The sequence below is a fragment of the Kitasatospora sp. NPDC001527 genome (assembly GCF_040298605.1).
Lineage (GTDB): Bacteria > Actinomycetota > Actinomycetes > Streptomycetales > Streptomycetaceae > Kitasatospora.
Genome location: NZ_JBEPAM010000014.1, coordinates 62,287 through 80,375, shown reverse-complemented (window position 1 = coordinate 80,375; position 18,089 = coordinate 62,287). Strand labels below are relative to the sequence as shown.

Genomic DNA, 18,089 nt, shown 5'->3' with positions numbered 1-18,089 from the left:
AGAAAGAGGGGGAGCGCACCCCCGCCCCGCCGCTCCCCCGGCCCTCTGTCCCCGCCCGAGGCCCTGACGAAGCGCCGAAACCTTTCGCCACAGGCCCGCGGCGACCCCGGTCAGCGCGGGAACAGCGGCCCGCGGCCGCGGCGTCTGCCGGTCCGTGCCGGGGCGGTGCCGTCCTGCCGGACGCGCAGCCGCAGCCGGATCTCGGCGCCGCCGAGCACGTCCGACCTGCCGAGCGCGAGGTCGCCGCCGGTGGCCTCGGCGAGCTTGCGGACGATGTCGAGGCCGAGGCCGGTGGAGCCCTCGCCACCGTGGCCCTCGCCGCGCTTCAGCGCGGCCTCGGGGTCGGTGAAGCCCGGACCGGCGTCCCCGACCAGCACGATGACCGAGCTCTCGGTGAGCAGCACGTCCACCGAGAAGGCGGTGCCGACCGCGGTGTGCCGGAAGACGTTGCCGAGCAGCGCGTCCACCACCGCCGCCAGGTCGCCGCGCTGGACCGGGACGGGCGTCTCGCGCTCGGCGCCGGCCAGTTGCCAGGGGCGGCCCTCGTCCTCGGCGAGCGCGGACCAGAAGCCGACCCGATCGCGGATCACCTCGGCGGCGTCGCAGCCGACGGTGACGGCGGGCGCGTCCTCGGGTGCCCGGCGGGCCGAGCGGATGATCTGGTCGACCTCGCGCTCCAGCTGCGACACCGCGTGCCGGGTGGCGTCGGCCGCGTCGCCCTCGCCGAGCGAGGCGGCGTTCAGCCGCAGCACGGTCAGCGGGGTGCGCAGCCGGTGCGACAGGTCGGCGGCCAGCTCACGTTCGGCGGCGAGCAGTTGGACGACCCGGTCGGCCATCGCGTTGAACGCGTGGGCGGCCTCGTGCAGCTCGACGGGGCTGCCGGCGGCCTGCTTGCCGTCCACCGGCACCCGGACGGCGAGGTCGCCCGCGCCCAGCGAGCGCGCGGCGGCGGCGAGCCGGCGGGCCGAACCGACGATCCGGGCGCCCATCCGGTCGGCGACCAGCACCGAGATGGCGACCAGCCCGAGCGCCACCCCCGAGAGCACCTGCCAGGCGGTGGCGACGCCCCGGGTGAGGTCGCCGTCGGCCACGAACACCTCCACCACGGCGGTCCGCTCGGCGTCCACCGCGACCGGCTGGAGCAGCGCGTAGCCGCCCGGCACCTCGACGGTGAAGGACCGCCCCTGGCCGAGGGCGACGGCCACGTCGGCGTCCAGCGCCCGGACTTCGCCGATGGTCGCACCGGCCTCGTGCCCGGTGGCCGCGGCGGACGTTCCCGGCGCCGCCACCGTGCCCACGGCCACCCCCGTCCCGCCCGGCGCTGCGGCCACCCCGCCCGCAGCGCCGATCGGACCGGACGCGACACCGCCGCCGGCACCGGAAGAGGCACCGGCCCCGGCGGCGCCCTCCTTCGCCGGCAGGTGCACCGCCATCCGCTCCTGCGCACCCGCGTCCGTCGAGGCCACCGCCCGGGCGATGGCGTCCTCGTCGGTGGTGATGGCCAGCGCCGGGCCGAGCGCCGCGGCCTGCCGCTCGGCCGCCGTGAACGCCCGGTCCCTGGCGGTCTGCTGGACCATCAGGCCGAGCGGGATCAGGAAGGCCAGCGCGACCATGGTGGTCCCGGCCACGGCGGCCTTGATCAGGGCCCAGCGCAGCGAGTGCCGCAACCGCCTCATGTCCGGCGCTCCACGGGGACGGGTCCGGAGGACTGCCCGGACGCCTCCAGCCGGACCCCGACCCCGCGCACGGTGTGCAGGTAGCGCGGGTTGGACGCGGTCTCACCGAGCTTGCGGCGCAGCCAGGACAGGTGCACGTCGATGGTCTGGTCGCCGCCGTAGGTCTGCCGCCACACCTCGGCCAGGATCTCCTTGCGCGGCACGACCACGCCCGGCCGGGCCGCGAGGAAGGCCAGCAGGTCGAATTCACGGCGGGTCAGGTCCAGCCCCCGCCCGTCCAGCGAGGCCTCCCGGCGCTGGAGGTCGATCGCCAGCCCGCCGACCCGCAACACCTGGCTGACCGGGGCCGCCCCGCCGCCGAGCCGGCGCAGCACGGCGGCCATCCGGGCACTCAGGTGCTCCCCGGAGAACGGCTTCACCAGGTAGTCGTCGGCCCCGTCGTTGAGCAGCCGGACGATCTCGGCCTCGTCGTCCCGGGCGGTGGAGATGATGACCGGGACGTTGGTCAGGCCACGGATCATCTTGAGCGCCTCGCTGCCGTCCAGATCCGGCAGCCCGAGGTCCAGGATCACCAGGTCGCAGCCGACCTGGGCGACCTCGCGCAGCGCCTCAAGTGCCGTGCCCACGCTGCGGACCGCGTGGCCGGTGTCGGTCAGGTGGCGGATGAGGGCGGATCGTACGAAGGGGTCGTCCTCGACCACGAGCACTGTTGCCATGGGGCTGCACGGTACGCCATCGGCCCCGATTGGTCTGTACCTCGGGGTGGTTCGCGCCGGTCTGCGGGGAGTCCGCCGCACTTGTGCAAGTTCCCTGTGGAAGTACCGGGGTGCCCGTCTGCGCGACCCGGAGATACGGCAGGATGTGCGCACGATGCGGAACGGACTGGTACAGCTCGGCGCCTGGGCGGCGGCCACCGGGGCGGCGGTGGCGCTGTCCTGGTTCGGTGTGCACGCCGTGCTGACCGGCGCCGCGTTCGAACGGCCCAAGGCACTGCCGCTGCCCTCGCCGGCGTCGGCCGACGGGGCGAGACCCGTGCCGACTCCCTCGGCGACGCAGCCGCAGGCGGCCGACCGCACCGGGCCGACCGCGACGCCGTCCACCGCCCGGGCCTCGGCGGCCCCGCCCCGGCCCACGGCCCACGCCACCCCCACGGCCCCGTCGGCCGGCGCGTCGGGCCCGCAGCGCCCGGCGCCGGCCGCCGGCGCCACGTCCTCCGTGCGCAGTTACCCCGTCCCCGGCGGCAAGGTCGCCCTGGACCTCCAGTCGGACCACGCCTCGCTGGTCTCGGCCACCCCTGACTCGGGATGGCAGATGCAGGTCTGGAACGGCCCGCAGTGGCTCCGGGTGGACTTCACCAAGGACGACCAGGCCAACTCGGTGATCGTCTCGTGGAACGGGTACCCCCCGAGGGTCGACACCGTCGTCCGCTGACCGGGGCCGGTCACCAGCGCTCGAAGGGCACGTAGCCCGGCAGGTAGGGCCCGCGGTACCGGGAGCGGTCGACCAGGGTGTGCCTGGTCCCGCCGGGCACCCCGATCGCGGCGAGCACCACGGTGCCGTACGCGTCCCGCACCTCGTAGGGCTCGGCCAGCGAGGCGGCGCCCCGGTCGACGGCGTAGTCGTAGGCGTAACAGACGTCCGGCACCGCCACCGCGAGGTCGATCACCCCGTCGCCGTGCCGGGCCAGGTACCCGGCCAGTTCCCGGCCGCGCGGGCCGATCGCCTGGACCAGCGAGGTCAGCACGAACCTGGTCCCGGGCCCCCGCAGCACGTAGGAGACCGTCTCCGGCTCGCCCGTCTCGGGTCCGGCGTACGCGGCGCAGCGCAGCCCGAGCGCGACGGCGTACCGGTGGGCCGCCCGCTCGGCGTCGGCGACCGCGAAGACCACCGCGTCGGCGCGGCCCATCGGCAGCAGGCCGGGCTCCTCCGGGCCCCCGGCGGTGGCCGGGCCGACCGCGCCGGGCCCGGGCGCGCCGAGGCCGGCCGGGCCGGGGCCGGCGGCGAGCAGCACGCGTTCGGCGGCGGTGTCGGTCATGTCAGCCCTCCCGGACGGGGTACGGGACCACGGGTCGCCCCGGCACGCCGGGTCGGGGCGGACGCACGGGGTTGTGGCTGGAGGGTGGCGCCGGGCCGACGTCCGCGCAACTGTTCCGTTTCCTCCTGGTCAAGCTGTGCTCCGGGGCGGGAGAATCGGGCGCACCGCTGTACAGAATGCCCACCGGAGGACGGAGCCCTCGATGCCCCCCGCCCACGCCGCCGGCGCCCCGGGCGCCCCCGGAACGTCCGACTCGCCCACCGGACAGGGACATTCCGGCGCGGCGGGCGGCCCCGCCGGGAGCACCAACGACGCGATCGACGCGCTGGACGGCCGGCTGATCCGGCTGCTCGCCGAGGAGCCGCGGATCGGCGTGCTGGAGTGCTCGCGCCGGCTCCAGGTGGCGCGCGGCACGGTGCAGGCCCGGCTGGACCGGCTCCAGGCGCGCGGGGTGATCGGCGGTTTCGGCCCGGAGGTGGACCCGGCGGCGCTGGGCTACCCGGTGACGGCCTTCGCGACCCTGGAGATCTCCCAGGGCCAGGGCACGGACGTGCGCGAACACCTGGCGGCGGTGCCGGAGGTACTGGAGCTGCACACCATCACCGGGCACGGCGACATGATGGTGCGGATCGTGGCCCGGTCGAACGCCGATCTGCAGCGGGTGATCGACCGGGTGGTCGGCTTCGACGGGATCGTGCGGTCCTCGACGGCGATCGCGCTGGAGAACCCGGTGCCGTACCGGATCCTGCCGCTGGTCGACCAGGCCGCCGCCGAGTAGCCGCCGCGGAGCGACCGGGGCCGCGCCCCGGAGCGGCGGGGGCTCAGCAGGCGGGCACGGCCCCGCCGGTGCGCAGCCCCTCCAGCGCGGAGAGCGACTCCTCCAGCGTGCCGACCGGCACCAGCCGCAGTCCGGCGGGCGTGTTCACCCTGGCGTCCGCGCACTCGTCCTTGGGCAGCAGGAAGACGGTCGCACCGTCCCGGGCCGCCGCCTGGGTCTTGAGCGGCACGCCGCCCACCGCGCCGATCACACCCTGGTCGTCGATGGTCCCGGTGCCGGCGACGGTCAGCCCGCCGGTGAGGTCGCCGCCCTTGCCGTCCCCGGCGAGCTTGTCGACGATGCCGAGCGCGAGCATCTGGCCGGCGCTCGGGCCGCCGATGTCGCCGAGGTCGACCTTCACCTTCACCTGGGCGGGCGACAGCTGGAGGTGGGCGAGCGCGGCCGCGGTGGCGGCGTCCTGGGACTCGGCCATCTGCTCGGCGGTGACCTCCTCGGCCTTGGCCGGGTCGCCCTGCGGGTAGACGGTGTCGGTGGGCCGAACGGCCTCGTCCTGGTCGAACCAGGCCTGCAGCGAACGCCACAGGGTGGTCCGCTCCCCGGGGTTGGTCGCCGAGATGGTGACCATCCGCAGCTGCCCCTGGGTGGTGCGCACCGGCGCACCGGTGATGGTGAGCACCGGCCGGTCCTGGTAGCTGCCGAGGGTGTCCGCGGTCACGCCGGGAAAGGTCAGCGTGTACGGCAGCGGGACGAAGGCGGCCACGCCGAACAGCGCGGCGACCAGGACGCCGCAGAGCGCGAGGGCGCGGGCCCGGGGGGAGGTGAGGGCCGGGGGCAGCTTGGTGTCGGACACAGAGGCATCCAAACACACCGCGCCGTCCGGCGGGCGCGCACGCCGCCACCCGGACGGCCCGCCCGCCGCACCGGGCGCTCAGCGCAGCGCGTCGGCGACCTCGGTGGCGGCCTCGACGACCCGGGGGCCGACCCGCTCGGGGACGAGCCCGTTGAGCATCACGACACCGACGCTGCCCTCGATGCCGCTCAGCCCGAGCAGCGCCGCGGCCGCGCCGGAGGCCCCCGACTGCTCCTCCGCGCGGGTGATGACGAAGCCCTGTTCGGGCCGGCGCTGGCTGGGGAAGCCCCGGGCCTCCAGGATCGCCCGGCCGGCCGCGCTCTCCCCCAGCGGGTGGCGCAGCCCGGTCCGGTAGGCGACGTGGAAGTCGGTCCAGCTGGGTTCGACCACCGCCACCGCGAGCGCCTCGTTGCCGTCCACCAGGGTGAGGTGGGCGGTGGCGCCGAGGTCCTCGGCGAGGCTGCGCAGCGCGGGCAGCGCCGCCTCGCGCAGCAGCGGGTGGACCCGGTGGGCGAGCCGGAGCACCCCGAGGCCGACCCGGGCGCGGCCGCCGATGTCCCGGCGGACCAGCCCGTGCTGCTCCAGGGTGGCCAGCAGCCGGTAGACGACGGTCCGGTTGACGGCGAGGCGGGCCGCCAGCTCGGTCACGGTGAGCCCGCGTTCCGAATCGGCGAGCAGCTTGAGGACCCGGACGCCGCGGTCCAGGGTCTGGGAGGTCTCTGCAGTCACGACACGCAATTCCTTTCCGCGGCGGGTCGCGGATCGGCGGGCCGGTCCGGGACTCGGAATGTCGCGCGCAGGTGGGTGGCCGCGCTCGGGCCGCGGAGTGTCGTCCTTGACGTCCTGGGGCCCTGCGGCGCCCGTCTCGCGGGGGGTCGCCCGGCGGGAGAGCGTGTGGGAAAGGTAGTGAAGGAATTGCGGCGGCGGAAGTGTTTGTCCAAAATTCGGTCAAGATCAATGGCGCACGCCCCGTCAAAACCGGGCAAACCAGCACAGAGCGCTCCGGTCAGGCGTTCCCGGATCCGCCCGGAGTCCGGGTTCCGGACGGATCGGGTCTCACCGGGGCCACACCTCGCGGGCCGTGCCGGAGCCCGCGTCAGAGCAGGTTGCGCAGGACGGTCCAGGCCGTCGCCGCACCGAGCAGCACGGCCGTCCCGCGCCGGCCGAGCGGCGGCTGCCAGCGCCGGCCCGCCAGCCCGTGCCGCAGCCAGACCAGGTAGGTCACGGCCACCAGCGGCAGCGCGAGCAGCAGCGCCGCGTTGTCGTGCCAGGCGGCGGCGAGGTCGCCGTGCAGCAGGTCGTAGGCCATCCGGGTGCCGCCGCAGCCGGGGCACTGCAGCCCGGTGACCTTGCGCCAGGGGCAGAACGGCAGTGCCTGCCCGGGCAGGTGGGGGTTGCGCGACCACAGGTAGGCGGAGCCGGCCACGCCGCCGGCCAGCACCGCGGCCGGTGCCCACGCCGTGCGCAGCCGCTCGGGAACGGCGAAGCCGCCCCGGCCGGAGCGGCCGGGGCGGCGGCGCGTCTTGGCGGACGTGGCCAAGGCTCAGCTGCGCAGCAGACGGCCCTGGGCGTCGGTGCGGTCGTTGCTGGTGAGGAAGAGGATGCCGTCGATCAGTGACCAGACACCGAGGCCACCGCAGGTCAGCAGCTGGGCGATGCCCATGCCGATGTGGCCGGTGTAGAAGCGGCCGACACCCAGGCCGCCGAGCAGGATCTGCAGGACGCCCGCGACGACCTTCGACTTGTCGGAGAGCTCGGGCTGCTGCGCGTAGGGCTGCTGGTACGACACGTTGGGTGTACTCCTTGACAAAGACAGACAGGCCCGGACGCACGACGGCGCGTCGCATCCCCCCGGGTCGGTGAGGTGCCGGCCGGATTCACCGGGAGCTGCGACGGCCGGCCCCGGACGGGGGGCATGCGGCGTCGGCGGCCCGGAGGCGGCGCGGCACGCGGAACACTAGCCGATCATCTGACCGGCTGTCTCCACAAATCCTTCGCGTATATCCGAACGTCATGTGACCTTTATGGTCACGCCATCCGACCGCCCGACGGATCGCTACTTCGCCCACTCCCGGATCCTGGCGATCCGCGCCTTCAGTTGATTGGCCGTCGCCTGGGCGGTCAGCGGACCGCCGCACTGGCGGCGCAGCTCGTTGTGGATGGTGCCGTGCGGCTGGCTGGTGCGGTGGTGCCAGGCGGCCACCAGCGCGTTCAGCTCCTTGCGCAGCTCGCGCAGCTCCTGATGGGTCACCACCGGCCGCTGCTCGGCCGGCAGCTCCAGCAGGTCGGCCTCCTCGGCGGGCTTGCCCTTGCTCCGCTGGATCTGCCGGTGCTGGCGCTTCTGCAGCAGCATCTGCACCTGGTCCGGCTCCAGCAGGCCCGGGATGCCGAGGTAGTCCTCCTCCTCCTCGCTGCCCGGGTGCGCCTGCATGCCGAACTCCATGGCGTTGTACAGCACCCGGTCGAAGACCGCGTCGGAGCCCAGCGCCTCGTAGGAGAACTCCTCGCCGCCCGCGCCGTCCGGGCCGTCGTTGGCCCGCTCGGCCTCGGCGAGCAGCCGGTCCTCCTCGTCGAAGAGGCCCTCGCCCTCCTTCTTCGGCCGGTCCAGCACGTGGTCGCGCTGGAGCTCCATCTCGTTGGCGAAGCCCAGCAGCATCGGGATGGTCGGCAGGAAGACGGAGGCGGTCTCGCCGCGCTTGCGGGCGCGCACGAAGCGCCCGACGGCCTGGGCGAAGAACAGCGGGGTGGAGATCGAGGTGGCGTAGACGCCGACGGCCAGCCGGGGCACGTCGACGCCCTCGGACACCATGCGGACCGCGACCATCCAGCGCGAGGTCCCCTCCGAGTACTCGGAGATCCGCTTGGAGGCCTCGGTCTCGTCGGAGAGGACCAGGGTGACCTTCTCGCCGCAGATCTCGCGCAGCATCTTGGCGTAGGCGCGGGCCACCGTCTGGTCGGTGGCGATCACCAGGCCGCCGGCGTCCGGGATCGCCTTGCGGACCTCGCCGAGCCGGCGGTCGGCCGCCTGCAGCACGGCCGGGATCCACTCGCCCTGCGGGGAGAGCGCGGTGCGCCAGGCCTGGGCGATGAGGTCCTTGGTCATCGGCTCGCCGAGCCGGGCCTCCAGCTCGTCGCCGGACTTGGTGCGCCAGCGCATGTTGCCGCTGTACGACAGGAAGATCACCGGGCGGACGACGTGGTCGGCGAGCGCGTGCCCGTAGCCGTAGGTGTAGTCGGCGACCGACTTGCGGATGCCGTCGCCGCCCGCCTCGTACTGGACGAAGGGGATCGGGTTGGTGTCCGAGCGGAACGGCGTACCGGTCAGCGCCAGCCGCCGGGTGGCCGGCTCGAAGGCCTCGAAGCAGGCCTCGCCCCAGGACTTCGAGTCACCGGCGTGGTGGATCTCGTCCATGATGACCAGCGTCTTGCGGGCCTCGGTCCGGTTGCGGTGCAGCATCGGGTTCACGCCGACACCCGCGTAGGTGACCACGATGCCGTGGTAGTCCCGGGACAGCGGCCCGGAGGAGTACGCCGGGTCCAGCCGGATGCCTATCCGGGCGGCGGCCTCGGCCCACTGCTTCTTCAGGTGCTCGGTCGGCGCGACCACGGTGACCTGCTGCACCAGGTGGTTGTGGAGCAGGTAGGAGGCCAGGGTCAGCGCGAAGGTGGTCTTACCGGCGCCCGGGGTCGCGACGGCGAGGAAGTCGCGCGGCTGGTTCTCGATGTACTTGTCCAGCGCCCCCTGCTGCCAGGCCCGGAGCTTTCCCGCGGTGCCCCAGGGGGCGCGGCCGGGGAAGGCCGGGGACAGGTGGTGCGAGGCGGCCGGCGCGGCATGGCCGGCGGCCCGGACGGGCGCTTGCGGCTCCTGGGCGTCGGAGAAGAGCGGCATCGAGGCGGCGGCGGTACTCACGGTCTCCGAGGGGGGATCATCGCAGGTCAGAGGCGGTCTTTCGGCCTCGCCCCGCGGTCGGACGGCGTTCGGACAACCCGCCCAGCGTACCGGGCCCGGGGGTGATCCGGCGGCGGCGGCAGGCCCGGACCGGCCCTGTGTACGGCGGGTGCGGCCGGAAATCGATGTGACGTGGATCACGCGGAAAAGTCGCGAAAACGCGGTAAGCGGAACCCCCTCGACCGCCTCTCTTCCGGGTGAGGCCGCCCCAACCCTCCACAGCCGTCACCGGCCTCGCACCCCCAGAGAAGGGAACCGCCGTGCACGCCATCGCCGAAGAGACCGTCCAGGCCCGTCTGGTCCTCTCCCCCCACCGCTCCGTCCGGCTGCGGGTCACCCTGACCTACCTCCCGGACGACCCGCTGGCCGTCCGGATGGGCTTCCCCGCCGAGTTCTCGCTGGACGAACCGGGCGACGGGACCGGCCCGCAGGCCGCCGACATCATCTGGGTCTTCGCCCGCCGGCTGCTCGCCTCCGGTCTGGAGGTTCCCTCCGGCATCGGCGACGTCCACGTCCGGCCCTCGCTCGGCCGGCGCACCCTGGTCGAGCTGCGCGCGCCCGAGGGCACCGCGATGGTCCAGTTCGACACCGCCGACCTGCGGCGCTTCCTGTGGCGCAGCCGTCTGCTCGTCCCCGAGGGCGAGGAGCACCTGCACCTGGACGCCGACCGCGCCCTCGCCCAGCTGCTCGGCTGAGCGCCCCGGCGGGGCACGCGTCGGCGGCCGCCCGGGCCCGGCAGGCGCCGTGTTGTCGCCCGCTCGCCTCCAGGGCGCTCCGATCCGGCGCCGACGGTCGGCGCTCCAACGCCGCGACTTCGTCACGGCGTCCTCGCTACTCCCTCTCGGCACCGGCGCGCCCCTTCGGCTCGGGGCGGGGGCCTTCGGCCCGTGCCGCGGCGGGCTGGGCCCGGGGCGGGGGCCGCCTACGCCGAGAGCTTGCGCATCAGCCGCACGCCCTGGGCCGGCGTGAGGTGCGGCAGGTACGCCTTGCCGATCGCCCGGGTGATGCTGGGCAGCGCGGCCGGGTCGGGGTAGGCCATGTACATCGGCCGGTACTCCGGCTGGAACTTCGCCTTGAACGCGAGCAGGGAGCGGAAGCCGTACACCGGCTCCAGCGCCCGGCCCAGCCAGTCCAGGGTCTTCTGCAGCCCGGTCGGCGGCTCCTGCTCCGAGCGGGCCAGCGGCGCGCCGGAGAGCGAGACGAAGCGCGCGCCCTCCTGCTTGAAGCCGAGCGCCGCGGAGGCGATCAGGAACTCGGTCACGCCGCGGAAGCCGTCCGAGCGCCGGCGCATGAAGTCCAGCGTCCAGCCGACCGGCTCGCCGTTCTCGTAGACCGGCATCCAGCTGGTCAGGCCGTGCACCGTGCGGTCCCCGTCGACGGCGAGCAGCAGCCGCACCGCCGGGTCGTCGAGCTCCTCCAGGCCACCGAGGGTGAAGCCCATCTCGGGCAGCCCCTTCTCCGAGACCCACTCCTCCGAGATGGCCCGGATCTGCTCCTTCAGCGCGAGCGGCGCCTCGTGGTAGGACCACCACTCGGCGGTGATGCCCTGCTTGCCGGCCTTGTTGAGCGCGGTGCGGATGTCCTGCCACTTGCGGCCGGTGAAGGCGAGGCCCGGCAGCGCGACCACGGTGTCCTCGGCGACCTGCAGCGAGCGCCAGCCGAGCTGTCCGGCGGCGGCCCGGGTCTCCGGGGTGACGCTGTAGAAGCAGGGCGTCCAGCCGCGCGCGTCGCAGTACCGGGCGAAGCCGGCCACCGCGCGGGCGCGCGCCTGCGGGTCGCCGAACGGGTCGCCGGTGGTCAGCGCCACGGTGTTCAGCACCCGGTAGGCGACGGCCGCCCGGCCCTCCTCGTCGAACCAGTAGTGGTTGCCGTCCCAGGTGGTGAGGAAGGAGAGCGTCCCGCCGCCGTGCTCGGTGAGCAGCGTGCGGGCCCGCTCGGCGTCCTCGGCGTCGACGTGCACCACCGGGCGGCGGAAGACCACCAGCAGCGCGCCCAGCGCGACCGCCCAGAAGAGCAGCCCGCAGTACGTCTCCAGGACGCGGGCGAACGGCCCGACCGCGACCGGGTAGTCGGGCAGCAGGTCGTTGTAGGCGGGCGGCAGGAACTGGGCCGGCAGCCCGGCGACCAGCCCGCCGAAGGTCGCGCCCGGCTCGAACTGCCGGGCGACCAGCACGCCCAGCCCGGTGTACGCGGCGCTCGCGAGGACCAGCGCGCCGCCGAGCACGGCGGCCAGCCGGCCGAGCAGCGCGCGCGGCAGCAGCAGCGGGAAGCGCTTGCGGGTGACCAGCAGCAGGCCGCCGGTGACCAGCGGCAGCAGCAGCGCCTCGACGAAGTACTGGACGACCCCGCCGGAGCCGGTGCCGGTCTCGGTGAACAGCCAGACCAGCATGGCGGTCCAGAGCAGTTCGGTGGCGACGGTGATCCGCCAGGCGAGCCGCAGACCCCGGCGCAGGCCCTCGGCGAGGACCAGCAGCAGCGCCGGGAAGAGCGCGGCCATCAGCCGGGCCGGGGTGTCGAAGATCCGCTCGACGGCGTGCGCGCGGGCGCAGTCGTGGGCCGAGACCGCGCAGAAGTCGGCGACCTCCTCCGGGCTGAGCCGGTGCGAGAGGTAGATCTCCGAGAAGGTGTTGAACGGACCGGCCGCGTTGTCGTACAGCGAGGCGATCAGCGGGCCGAGCGCGGCGGCGACCAGGCAGAGCGCCACCAGCACCCGGGTCTCGGTGTGCGAGGAGCGGTGCGAGCGCAGGTGCGGGCGTCCGCGCGCGAGCAGCGCGCCGGCGGCCAGGCCCACCAGGGCCCCGGAGAAGCGCTGCACGCTCTGCAGGTGCCCCACGTACAGCGTCATCACCAGCGGCACCAGCACCACCAGCAGGTGCAGCCGGCGGCGCCAGAGCACGGTGAGCCGGTAGCCGAGCACGCCGGCCAGCGCGAACAGGCCGACGCCGGGGCCGACCGCGGTCTGGTCGACGATCGAGGCCGTCCACTGCTCGCCGAGCCCGGCGCCGGCCGCGACCAGGCCGGTGCCGACCAGGGTGCCGGCCAGTTGCCCGGCGACCAGCACCCCCAGGGTCCGCAGCGGGCCGAGCCGGCGCTCGGCGGCCGGAGCGACCAGGAGCAGCAGCAGGCTGGTGAAGACGTAGGCGCCGATGCCGGAGCACCAGAACAGCGAGGTGAGGGGCGTCCACCAGCGGCCCTCGCCGAGGGTCGGGGTGCCGACGCCGATCCGCTCCAGCAGGGCGGCGGACGGGCCGCGGGCGAGGCTGCCGGTGGCGGCGCCGACGGCCCACAGGCCCAGCAGCAGCACCAGGGTGAGCGGGGCCTCGCCGAGCCGGGCGGCCAGCCGGGTGCCGAGGAGGGCGGCGCGGGCGAGGCGCTGCGGGGGGCGCGGCGCGGGTGCGCCGGGGGCGGGCGCGGACCCGCCGCGGGACTGTTCGGGCACCCGCGGGCGCGGCTGCTCGCCGTCGCGCCGCGGCGGCCGCTCGCCCTCCCCCACCCGGTCGCGTTCGCCCACCAGGGCCCGGGCGGGCGCGGCGCCGAGCCGGATCACCGGATCATCCCGGTCTGCCGGCCGAGCCAGGGCAGGTTGCGGTCGAGGGCCTCGCGGAACACCGTCCAGCTGTGGCCACCGGGGATCGGTTGGAACTCCACCTTCATCCCTGCCTTCTGCGCGGCGGCGTACATGGTCTCCTGCTGCGGGCGGAAGTCGCCGTCGCCGGCGCCGACGGCGAAGATGCCGGCGGTGTCCGGGTACTGGCGGGTGGCCATCAGGTGCGCCGGGTCGACGGCCTCGAAGGCCTTCTCGTCCCCGTCGAAGGCCTTGTCGACGGTCTCGCCGTGGCTGCCCAGGGTGGGCTCGTCCTGGCCGGAGATGTCGATGAACGAGCCGTAGACCTGCGGCGCGTTGACGGCCAGTTGGAGCGCGCAGGTGCCGCCGAGCGAGGCTCCGCCGATGGCGAGGGAGGTGCGGCCGGTGGCGGTCTGGAGGTGGCCGCGGATCCAGTCCGGGACGTCCTCGGCCAGGTAGGTCTGGGCCCGGGCGACGTTGGAGTCCATGCAGAGGCTGTTGCCCCACATGGTCGCGATCTGGTCGACCATCACCACGATCGGGGCGAGCCCCTGGTGCTCGGCGGCGAAGGCGTCCAGCCGCTCCTGCATGCCGCCGGAGTTGACCCAGTCGGACGGGTTGCCGGGCTGGCCGGCCATCAGGACCAGCACCGGCAGCAGCGGCCGGGGGGCCGCCTGGTAGGCGGGGGGCAGGTAGACGTAGGCGTCGCGGGCGTCGAAACCGGACTTGGTCCCGGGGATCGGGGCGGTCGAGACGGTGCCCTTCTCCGGCAGGCCGGGCGGGGCGTGCCAGACCTCCTCCAGCACCTTGCCGGGCGGCGCGCTCACCACCTCGGGCGCCTTGCCGGTGGTCAGCGCCTGGGTCCTCGGCGCCAGCATGACGCGGGCCGTCGGGTACTGGTCGAAGCCGCGGTTGACCTGCGAGGCCGCCATCAGCACCACCAGGACCGCGCCGCCGGCCGCCAGGAACCGCTGCCGCCCGGGCAGCAGCGGGGCGCGGAAGCCGGCCAGGGTCAGCGCGAGGACGGCGAGGGCGACCCAGCCGAGCACGTAGTCGGGGGTGCCCTCGGGGAAGGGGTGCCACCACCCGTCCACGACGATCTTGACCGCGCCGGTGAGGGCGGCGGCGAGCAGCACCGCGCCGAGCGGGCGCAGGCCGAGCCAGCGCCGGTCGCGGGAGAGGACGAGCAGCGCGAGCGCGGCCCAGCCGGCGGCGAGCACGGCGTACGGGATCGGTCCGTGGGTGAGCGGCCAGTCCAGCGGGTTCCAGCGGACGGCGAGCTCGGTGGTGGTGGCGAGGGTGGTCATACGGGTTTCCCCGGCCGCGTGGTGTCGGCGAGGAAGCCGTAGGCGACGACGTTGCCGTCGTAGCCGCGCTCCTCGCTGTAGCCGCCGCCGCAGGTGATCACCCGGAGTTGGGCGTCGGCGGCCTGGCGGTACACCCGGTCGTCCGGGAAGTCCTTTCGGTCGTGCACTTCGATGGCGTAGAGCTGGTAGACGGCGGTGCGGCCGTCCTCGCGGAGGATCTCGATCCGGTCGCCGCGGTGCAGCGCGCCCAGATGGTAGAAAACGGCGGGCCCGCTGTCGTTGTCGACGTGTCCGGCGATGATCGCGGTCCCGCGCTGGCCGGGGGCGGCGCCGTCCCGGTACCAGCCCGCGAGGTTGCGGTCCTCCTGCGGCGGGGCCTGGAGGCGGCCGTCCCGGTCGAGGCCGAGGCCGGTGACCGGGGCGTCGAGCCGGACGGCGGGGATGCGGATCCGGGTCGGCCGGGAGGGTCCGAGCGGCGGCACCACGGAGACCGGGGCGAAGCCGCTGAGGGCCTGCCCGGTGCCGGGGGCCGGGGGGAGCACGGCGGCCGTGCCGTCGTGCAGCAGCCACGCCCCCAGCACGAGCGCGGCGCCGACCGCCAAGGTGCCCGGCCACGGGCTCCTGCTCTGCTGGGCGCCCACGGGCGCTCCCCTCTGCTGACGGTCCGACCGCTGCCGGTTCCTGGGAACTTCCTGAGAACCATGCAACCGGATCGGACCCTATGCCACATTCATACGCTGGTCGTACTCACTCCCCCCGATCGGCAGGGTCCTTGGGGCACACCCTGGTCCGATGGGGTGAGACGTCACCGTCACGCCACCCTCCGGTCACCTGGCGGTTCCCAGGAATGGCGACGATCTCTTCATCGGACACTCAGGAACACCGTCCTGGTTGCATCCTTCGGGCGATGAGTTCCGACCGTTCGTGGTGGAGCAACGACCGATCCCGATCGCGTGCCATGCTGACCCCGTTCACAGGCCTATCACCGCACTTGTCCCACCGGGCCCCGGTCCGCCCGGACGGCCGTGCGCCGCGCCTGCCGTGCCCCGCCCCGCGCACGCCCCACGAACGGAGTGACCATGGACGCTCTCTCCCGCCGCACCCTGTTGGCCGCGGGTGCCGCCGGCGCCGCCGCCCTCGCCGCGGGCTGCGGGGCCCGGACCGACCCGGGCGTCGGGCAGGCGACCACCCCGGCGCTGGCACCGGCCACCCCGGCCGAGGACCACGCGCCCGCCCCGGTGACCGAGGCGGCCAAGCCCCCGGTCACCCTGATCGGCGACGGCTCCACCTCCGACACCGGCCCGCAGCCGGGCCGGCTCGCGCCCGACGCGCTGCGGCCCGGCGGGCGGCCCCCGCAGTTCGTGGTCTTCTCCTGGGACGGCGCCGGCGAGCTCGACAACGGCCTGTTCGCGCGCTTCCGCCGGCTCGCCCGGGAGCACAACGCCTCGATGACCTTCTTCCTCAGCGGCCTCTACCTGCTGCCGGAGTCCCGCAAGGACCTCTACCGCCCGCCGCAGCACAAGGCCGGCGCCTCCGACATCGGCTACCTGAGCGACCAGCACATCCGCGACACGCTGGAGAACGTGCACGCCGCGTGGCTCGAAGGCCACGAGATCGGCACCCACTTCAACGGCCACTTCTGCGGCGCCACCGGCGTCGGCCGGTGGTCGCCGGAGGAGTGGGACAGCGAGATCCAGCAGGCGATGGACTTCGTGACGAACTGGCGGACCAACACCGGCTTCACCGACCTGCCGGCGCTGCCCTTCGACTACCGCAAGGAGCTGATCGGCAGCCGCACCCCCTGCCTGGAGGGCCAGCGCAACCTGCTGCCCACCGCGGTCAAGCGCGGCTGGCGCTACGACAGCAGCGGCAACGGCACCCAGACCTGGCCGCAGAAGATCCAGGGCGGCGCGCTCTGGGACCTCCCGCTGCAGTCCATCCCCTTCCCCGGGCACACCTTCCAGGTGCTGTCGATGGACTACAACATCATGTTCAACCAGTGCGGCAGCAACACCAAGGTCGACCCGGCGCTGCGCCCCGGTTTCCAGACCCAGGCCCGGGACTCCTACCTGATGGGCTTCGAACGCGCCTACACCACCAACCGCGCGCCGTTCGTCATCGGCAACCACTTCGAGGAGTGGAACGGCGGCATCTACATGAACGCCGTCGAGGAGGTGCTCAAGGAGATCGCCGGGCGGCCCGAGGTGCGGCTGGTGTCCTTCCGCCAGCTGGTCGACTGGCTGGACGCCCAGGACCCGGCGGTGCTGCGCAAGCTGCAGACCCTCGGCCCCGGCCAGGCCCCCGCCGGCGGCTGGGAGACCTTCCTCGGCACTGAGACCCGCCCGCTCGCCTCCGAGGCGCTCCGACCCGGCGCCGCCGGCTGAAGCCTGCCCGTTCAGGCAGCCCTCCGGACCTCAGGCGGCCTTCCGGACCCGGCCCGAGACCAGGGCGCCGAGCAGGGCGACGCCGGTCATGGTCAGGAAGATCACCGTGAACGCGCCGGTCGACCCGGTGCCGGCGGTGCCCTCGTGGGCGGCGGTGACCGAGCCGCCGCCCAGCGCCGCGAACAGCACCCCGGACAGGCCCACCAGCAGCACGTTGCCCAGCGCGTCGCTCACCTGGAGCGAGGCCGAGTTCGCCCCGGCGTCCTCCGGCGTCGACAGCCGCATCATCAGCACGCTGACGCTCGCGATCGTCAGGCCCATGCCGATGCCGCCGACGCCCCAGGCCACCGCCGCCACCCAGGCCGGCACCGCCGGGACGAGTACCAGCGCCGCCCCCGCGATGGCCACCGCGGTCAGCACGAAGCCGCCGCGGATCATCACCTCGCGGTACCGCTCGGCCCCCGGCCGGCCCTGGATCCAGGAGCCGAGCGCCCAGCTCAGACCGCCGCTGGTCAGGGTGAGACCGGCCAGCGTCGGCGACAGGCCGCGCTCGGTCACCATCATCAGCGGGATGAACGCCTCGGCCGCGAAGAACGCCCCCGCCGCGACGCCGCGCAGCAGGATCACCGTCGGCAGCCCGCGCCCGGCCCGCAGCGTCCCGGCCGGCAGCAGCCCGAGCACCGCCGGGACCAGCAGCGCCGCCCCGGCGACGGCCGGCAGCAGTCCGAGCAGGTCCAGCCGCTGGCCCGCGTACTGCAGCAGGCCGGCGCCGAGCGCGGCCATCGCGGCCAGCCCGGTGCGGCGGCGGTCGAAGGCGGCGCCCCTGAGCACCGGCTGCTCCTTCTCCGAGCGGCGCAGCGCCGGGCCCATCACCGCGAGCGGCAGCAGGATCAGCAGCGGCACGGCGAGGAAGACCCAGCGCCAGCCGAGGTGCTGGGTGACGGCCCCGGAGACCACCGGGCCGATGATCGAGGGCAGCACCCAGGCCGAGGAGAAGGCGGCGAACACCGACGGCCGCAGCCGTTCGGGATAGGCCCGGCCGACCACCACGTAGAGCGCGACGATCACCAGGCCGCCACCGAGGCCCTGGATCGCCCGGCCGCCCACGAAGATCCACATTCCGGGGGCCGAGCCGGCCACCAGCAGTCCCACGCCGAACACCGCGATGCCGGCGAACAGCGGTTGCAGCGGGCCGCTGCGGTCGCACCACTGGCCGGAGACGACCAGCGCGAACAGCGTGGTGGTGAAGTAGCCGGAGAAGGCGAAGGCGTAGAGCCCGAGCCCGTCCAGTTCGCGGGCGGCCACCGGCATCGCGGTGTTGACCGCCGTCGCCTCGAAGGCGATCACCAGGACCACCGAGACGATCCCCAGGGTGAGGGCCCGGAAGCGGTCGCCCAGCACCCCTCCCCCGGGGTCGGTCGGTATCGGAACGGAGGCGGTGTCGGCCGAGGCGGGGGAGGCTGTGGTCATACGTATGATCGTAAGGCGCATCTGGCCCGTTGGCCCCTGACCCGGGTCGCTGCTCCTCTCCGACTCCGGACCTAG

Annotated in this window: 15 protein-coding genes and 1 pseudogene; 4 read left to right on the top strand and 12 right to left on the bottom strand. The window is 74.5% G+C overall.

Annotated features, from left to right (window positions below; translation table 11 throughout):
- Positions 1-110 precede the first annotated feature (110 nt).
- Positions 111-1,676, bottom strand: a complete 1,566-nt coding sequence (locus ABT238_RS16650; RefSeq protein WP_350564137.1) for a sensor histidine kinase — start codon at positions 1,674-1,676, stop codon at positions 111-113.
- Entirely contained in the window at positions 1,673-2,392 is a 720-nt protein-coding gene (locus ABT238_RS16645) for a response regulator transcription factor (protein WP_350564135.1), read from the bottom strand. Before ABT238_RS16645 ends, ABT238_RS16650 begins: the two co-directional genes overlap by 4 nt.
- 154 nt (positions 2,393-2,546) lie before the next feature.
- Between ABT238_RS16645 and ABT238_RS16640 the strand changes: the two genes are divergently transcribed.
- Positions 2,547-3,107: a hypothetical protein gene (locus ABT238_RS16640; RefSeq protein ID WP_350564133.1), complete on the top strand. Its 561-nt coding sequence runs from the start codon at positions 2,547-2,549 to the stop codon at positions 3,105-3,107.
- A 10-nt stretch (positions 3,108-3,117) separates the two neighbouring features.
- Here the strand turns inward: ABT238_RS16640 and ABT238_RS16635 are convergent, their stop codons facing one another.
- Positions 3,118-3,711 carry a VOC family protein gene (locus ABT238_RS16635; protein ID WP_502891438.1) on the bottom strand — a complete coding sequence of 198 codons (594 nt, stop codon included), beginning with the start codon at positions 3,709-3,711 and terminating at the stop codon, positions 3,118-3,120.
- A gap of 202 nt (positions 3,712-3,913) precedes the next feature.
- Between ABT238_RS16635 and ABT238_RS16630 the strand changes: the two genes are divergently transcribed.
- On the top strand, positions 3,914-4,489 hold the full coding sequence (locus ABT238_RS16630; protein ID WP_350564132.1) for an Lrp/AsnC family transcriptional regulator: 576 nt from the start codon (positions 3,914-3,916) through the stop codon (positions 4,487-4,489).
- Between the two features lie 43 nt (positions 4,490-4,532).
- Here ABT238_RS16630 and ABT238_RS16625 read toward each other — a convergent pair whose 3' ends face one another.
- From ABT238_RS16625 to ABT238_RS16605, 5 genes and pseudogenes are all read right to left on the bottom strand, one after another.
- On the bottom strand, positions 4,533-5,339 hold the full coding sequence (locus ABT238_RS16625; protein ID WP_350564130.1) for a S16 family serine protease: 807 nt from the start codon (positions 5,337-5,339) through the stop codon (positions 4,533-4,535).
- 78 nt (positions 5,340-5,417) lie between these two features.
- On the bottom strand, positions 5,418-6,068 hold the full coding sequence (locus ABT238_RS16620) for an IclR family transcriptional regulator (RefSeq protein ID WP_350564128.1): 651 nt from the start codon (positions 6,066-6,068) through the stop codon (positions 5,418-5,420).
- A 367-nt stretch (positions 6,069-6,435) separates the two neighbouring features.
- Entirely contained in the window at positions 6,436-6,879 is a 444-nt protein-coding gene (locus ABT238_RS16615) for a DUF2752 domain-containing protein (RefSeq protein ID WP_502891437.1), read from the bottom strand.
- Positions 6,880-6,882: 3 nt separating this feature from the next.
- Positions 6,883-7,092: pseudogene (locus ABT238_RS16610) on the bottom strand (TM2 domain-containing protein); the annotation flags it as partial.
- Between the two features lie 303 nt (positions 7,093-7,395).
- Complete coding sequence (locus tag ABT238_RS16605; protein WP_350564252.1) at positions 7,396-9,228, bottom strand: DEAD/DEAH box helicase; 1,833 nt, start codon at positions 9,226-9,228, stop codon at positions 7,396-7,398.
- Between the two features lie 320 nt (positions 9,229-9,548).
- Here ABT238_RS16605 and ABT238_RS16600 point away from each other — a divergent pair, with 320 nt between their 5' ends.
- A complete protein-coding gene (locus ABT238_RS16600; RefSeq protein ID WP_350760775.1) occupies positions 9,549-9,983 on the top strand; it encodes an SsgA family sporulation/cell division regulator in 435 nt (144 codons plus the stop codon).
- 227 nt (positions 9,984-10,210) lie between these two features.
- Here the strand turns inward: ABT238_RS16600 and ABT238_RS16595 are convergent, their stop codons facing one another.
- Genes ABT238_RS16595 through ABT238_RS16585 form a run of 3 tightly spaced genes read right to left on the bottom strand, consistent with a single transcriptional unit; the run spans position 10,211 to position 14,801 of the window.
- The gene (locus ABT238_RS16595; protein WP_350564123.1) at positions 10,211-12,835 is read right to left on the bottom strand and encodes a bifunctional lysylphosphatidylglycerol flippase/synthetase MprF; all 2,625 of its coding nucleotides are present in this window, start codon (positions 12,833-12,835) and stop codon (positions 10,211-10,213) included.
- On the bottom strand, positions 12,832-14,160 hold the full coding sequence (locus ABT238_RS16590; RefSeq protein WP_350564121.1) for an alpha/beta hydrolase: 1,329 nt from the start codon (positions 14,158-14,160) through the stop codon (positions 12,832-12,834). The genes ABT238_RS16595 and ABT238_RS16590 overlap by 4 nt, the downstream gene beginning before the upstream one ends.
- Positions 14,157-14,801, bottom strand: a complete 645-nt coding sequence (locus ABT238_RS16585) for a class F sortase (protein ID WP_350760754.1) — start codon at positions 14,799-14,801, stop codon at positions 14,157-14,159. Before ABT238_RS16585 ends, ABT238_RS16590 begins: the two co-directional genes overlap by 4 nt.
- 438 nt (positions 14,802-15,239) lie before the next feature.
- Between ABT238_RS16585 and ABT238_RS16580 the strand changes: the two genes are divergently transcribed.
- The gene (locus ABT238_RS16580) at positions 15,240-16,544 is read left to right on the top strand and encodes a polysaccharide deacetylase family protein (protein WP_350760742.1); all 1,305 of its coding nucleotides are present in this window, start codon (positions 15,240-15,242) and stop codon (positions 16,542-16,544) included.
- Positions 16,545-16,574: 30 nt separating this feature from the next.
- On the opposite strand, the gene ABT238_RS16575 is transcribed toward ABT238_RS16580, so the two are convergent.
- Positions 16,575-18,014, bottom strand: coding sequence for an MFS transporter (locus ABT238_RS16575; protein WP_350564117.1), 1,440 nt, complete (start codon positions 18,012-18,014; stop codon positions 16,575-16,577).
- Positions 18,015-18,089: the final 75 nt, after the last annotated feature.

Excerpts from the sequence above, each read along its gene's own strand:
- ABT238_RS16645 (WP_350564135.1), bottom strand. The coding sequence starts at position 2,392 with ATGGCAACAGTGCTCGTGGTCGAGGACGACCCCTTCGTACGATCCGCC.
- ABT238_RS16650 (WP_350564137.1), bottom strand. The coding sequence starts at position 1,676 with ATGAGGCGGTTGCGGCACTCGCTGCGCTGGGCCCTGATCAAGGCCGCC.
- ABT238_RS16590 (WP_350564121.1), bottom strand. The coding sequence starts at position 14,160 with ATGACCACCCTCGCCACCACCACCGAGCTCGCCGTCCGCTGGAACCCG.
- ABT238_RS16635 (WP_502891438.1), bottom strand. The coding sequence starts at position 3,711 with ATGACCGACACCGCCGCCGAACGCGTGCTGCTCGCCGCCGGCCCCGGC.
- ABT238_RS16580 (WP_350760742.1), top strand. The coding sequence starts at position 15,240 with ATGGACGCTCTCTCCCGCCGCACCCTGTTGGCCGCGGGTGCCGCCGGC.
- ABT238_RS16575 (WP_350564117.1), bottom strand. The coding sequence starts at position 18,014 with ATGACCACAGCCTCCCCCGCCTCGGCCGACACCGCCTCCGTTCCGATA.
- ABT238_RS16640 (WP_350564133.1), top strand. The coding sequence starts at position 2,547 with ATGCGGAACGGACTGGTACAGCTCGGCGCCTGGGCGGCGGCCACCGGG.
- ABT238_RS16605 (WP_350564252.1), bottom strand. The coding sequence starts at position 9,228 with ATGCCGCTCTTCTCCGACGCCCAGGAGCCGCAAGCGCCCGTCCGGGCC.
- ABT238_RS16630 (WP_350564132.1), top strand. The coding sequence starts at position 3,914 with ATGCCCCCCGCCCACGCCGCCGGCGCCCCGGGCGCCCCCGGAACGTCC.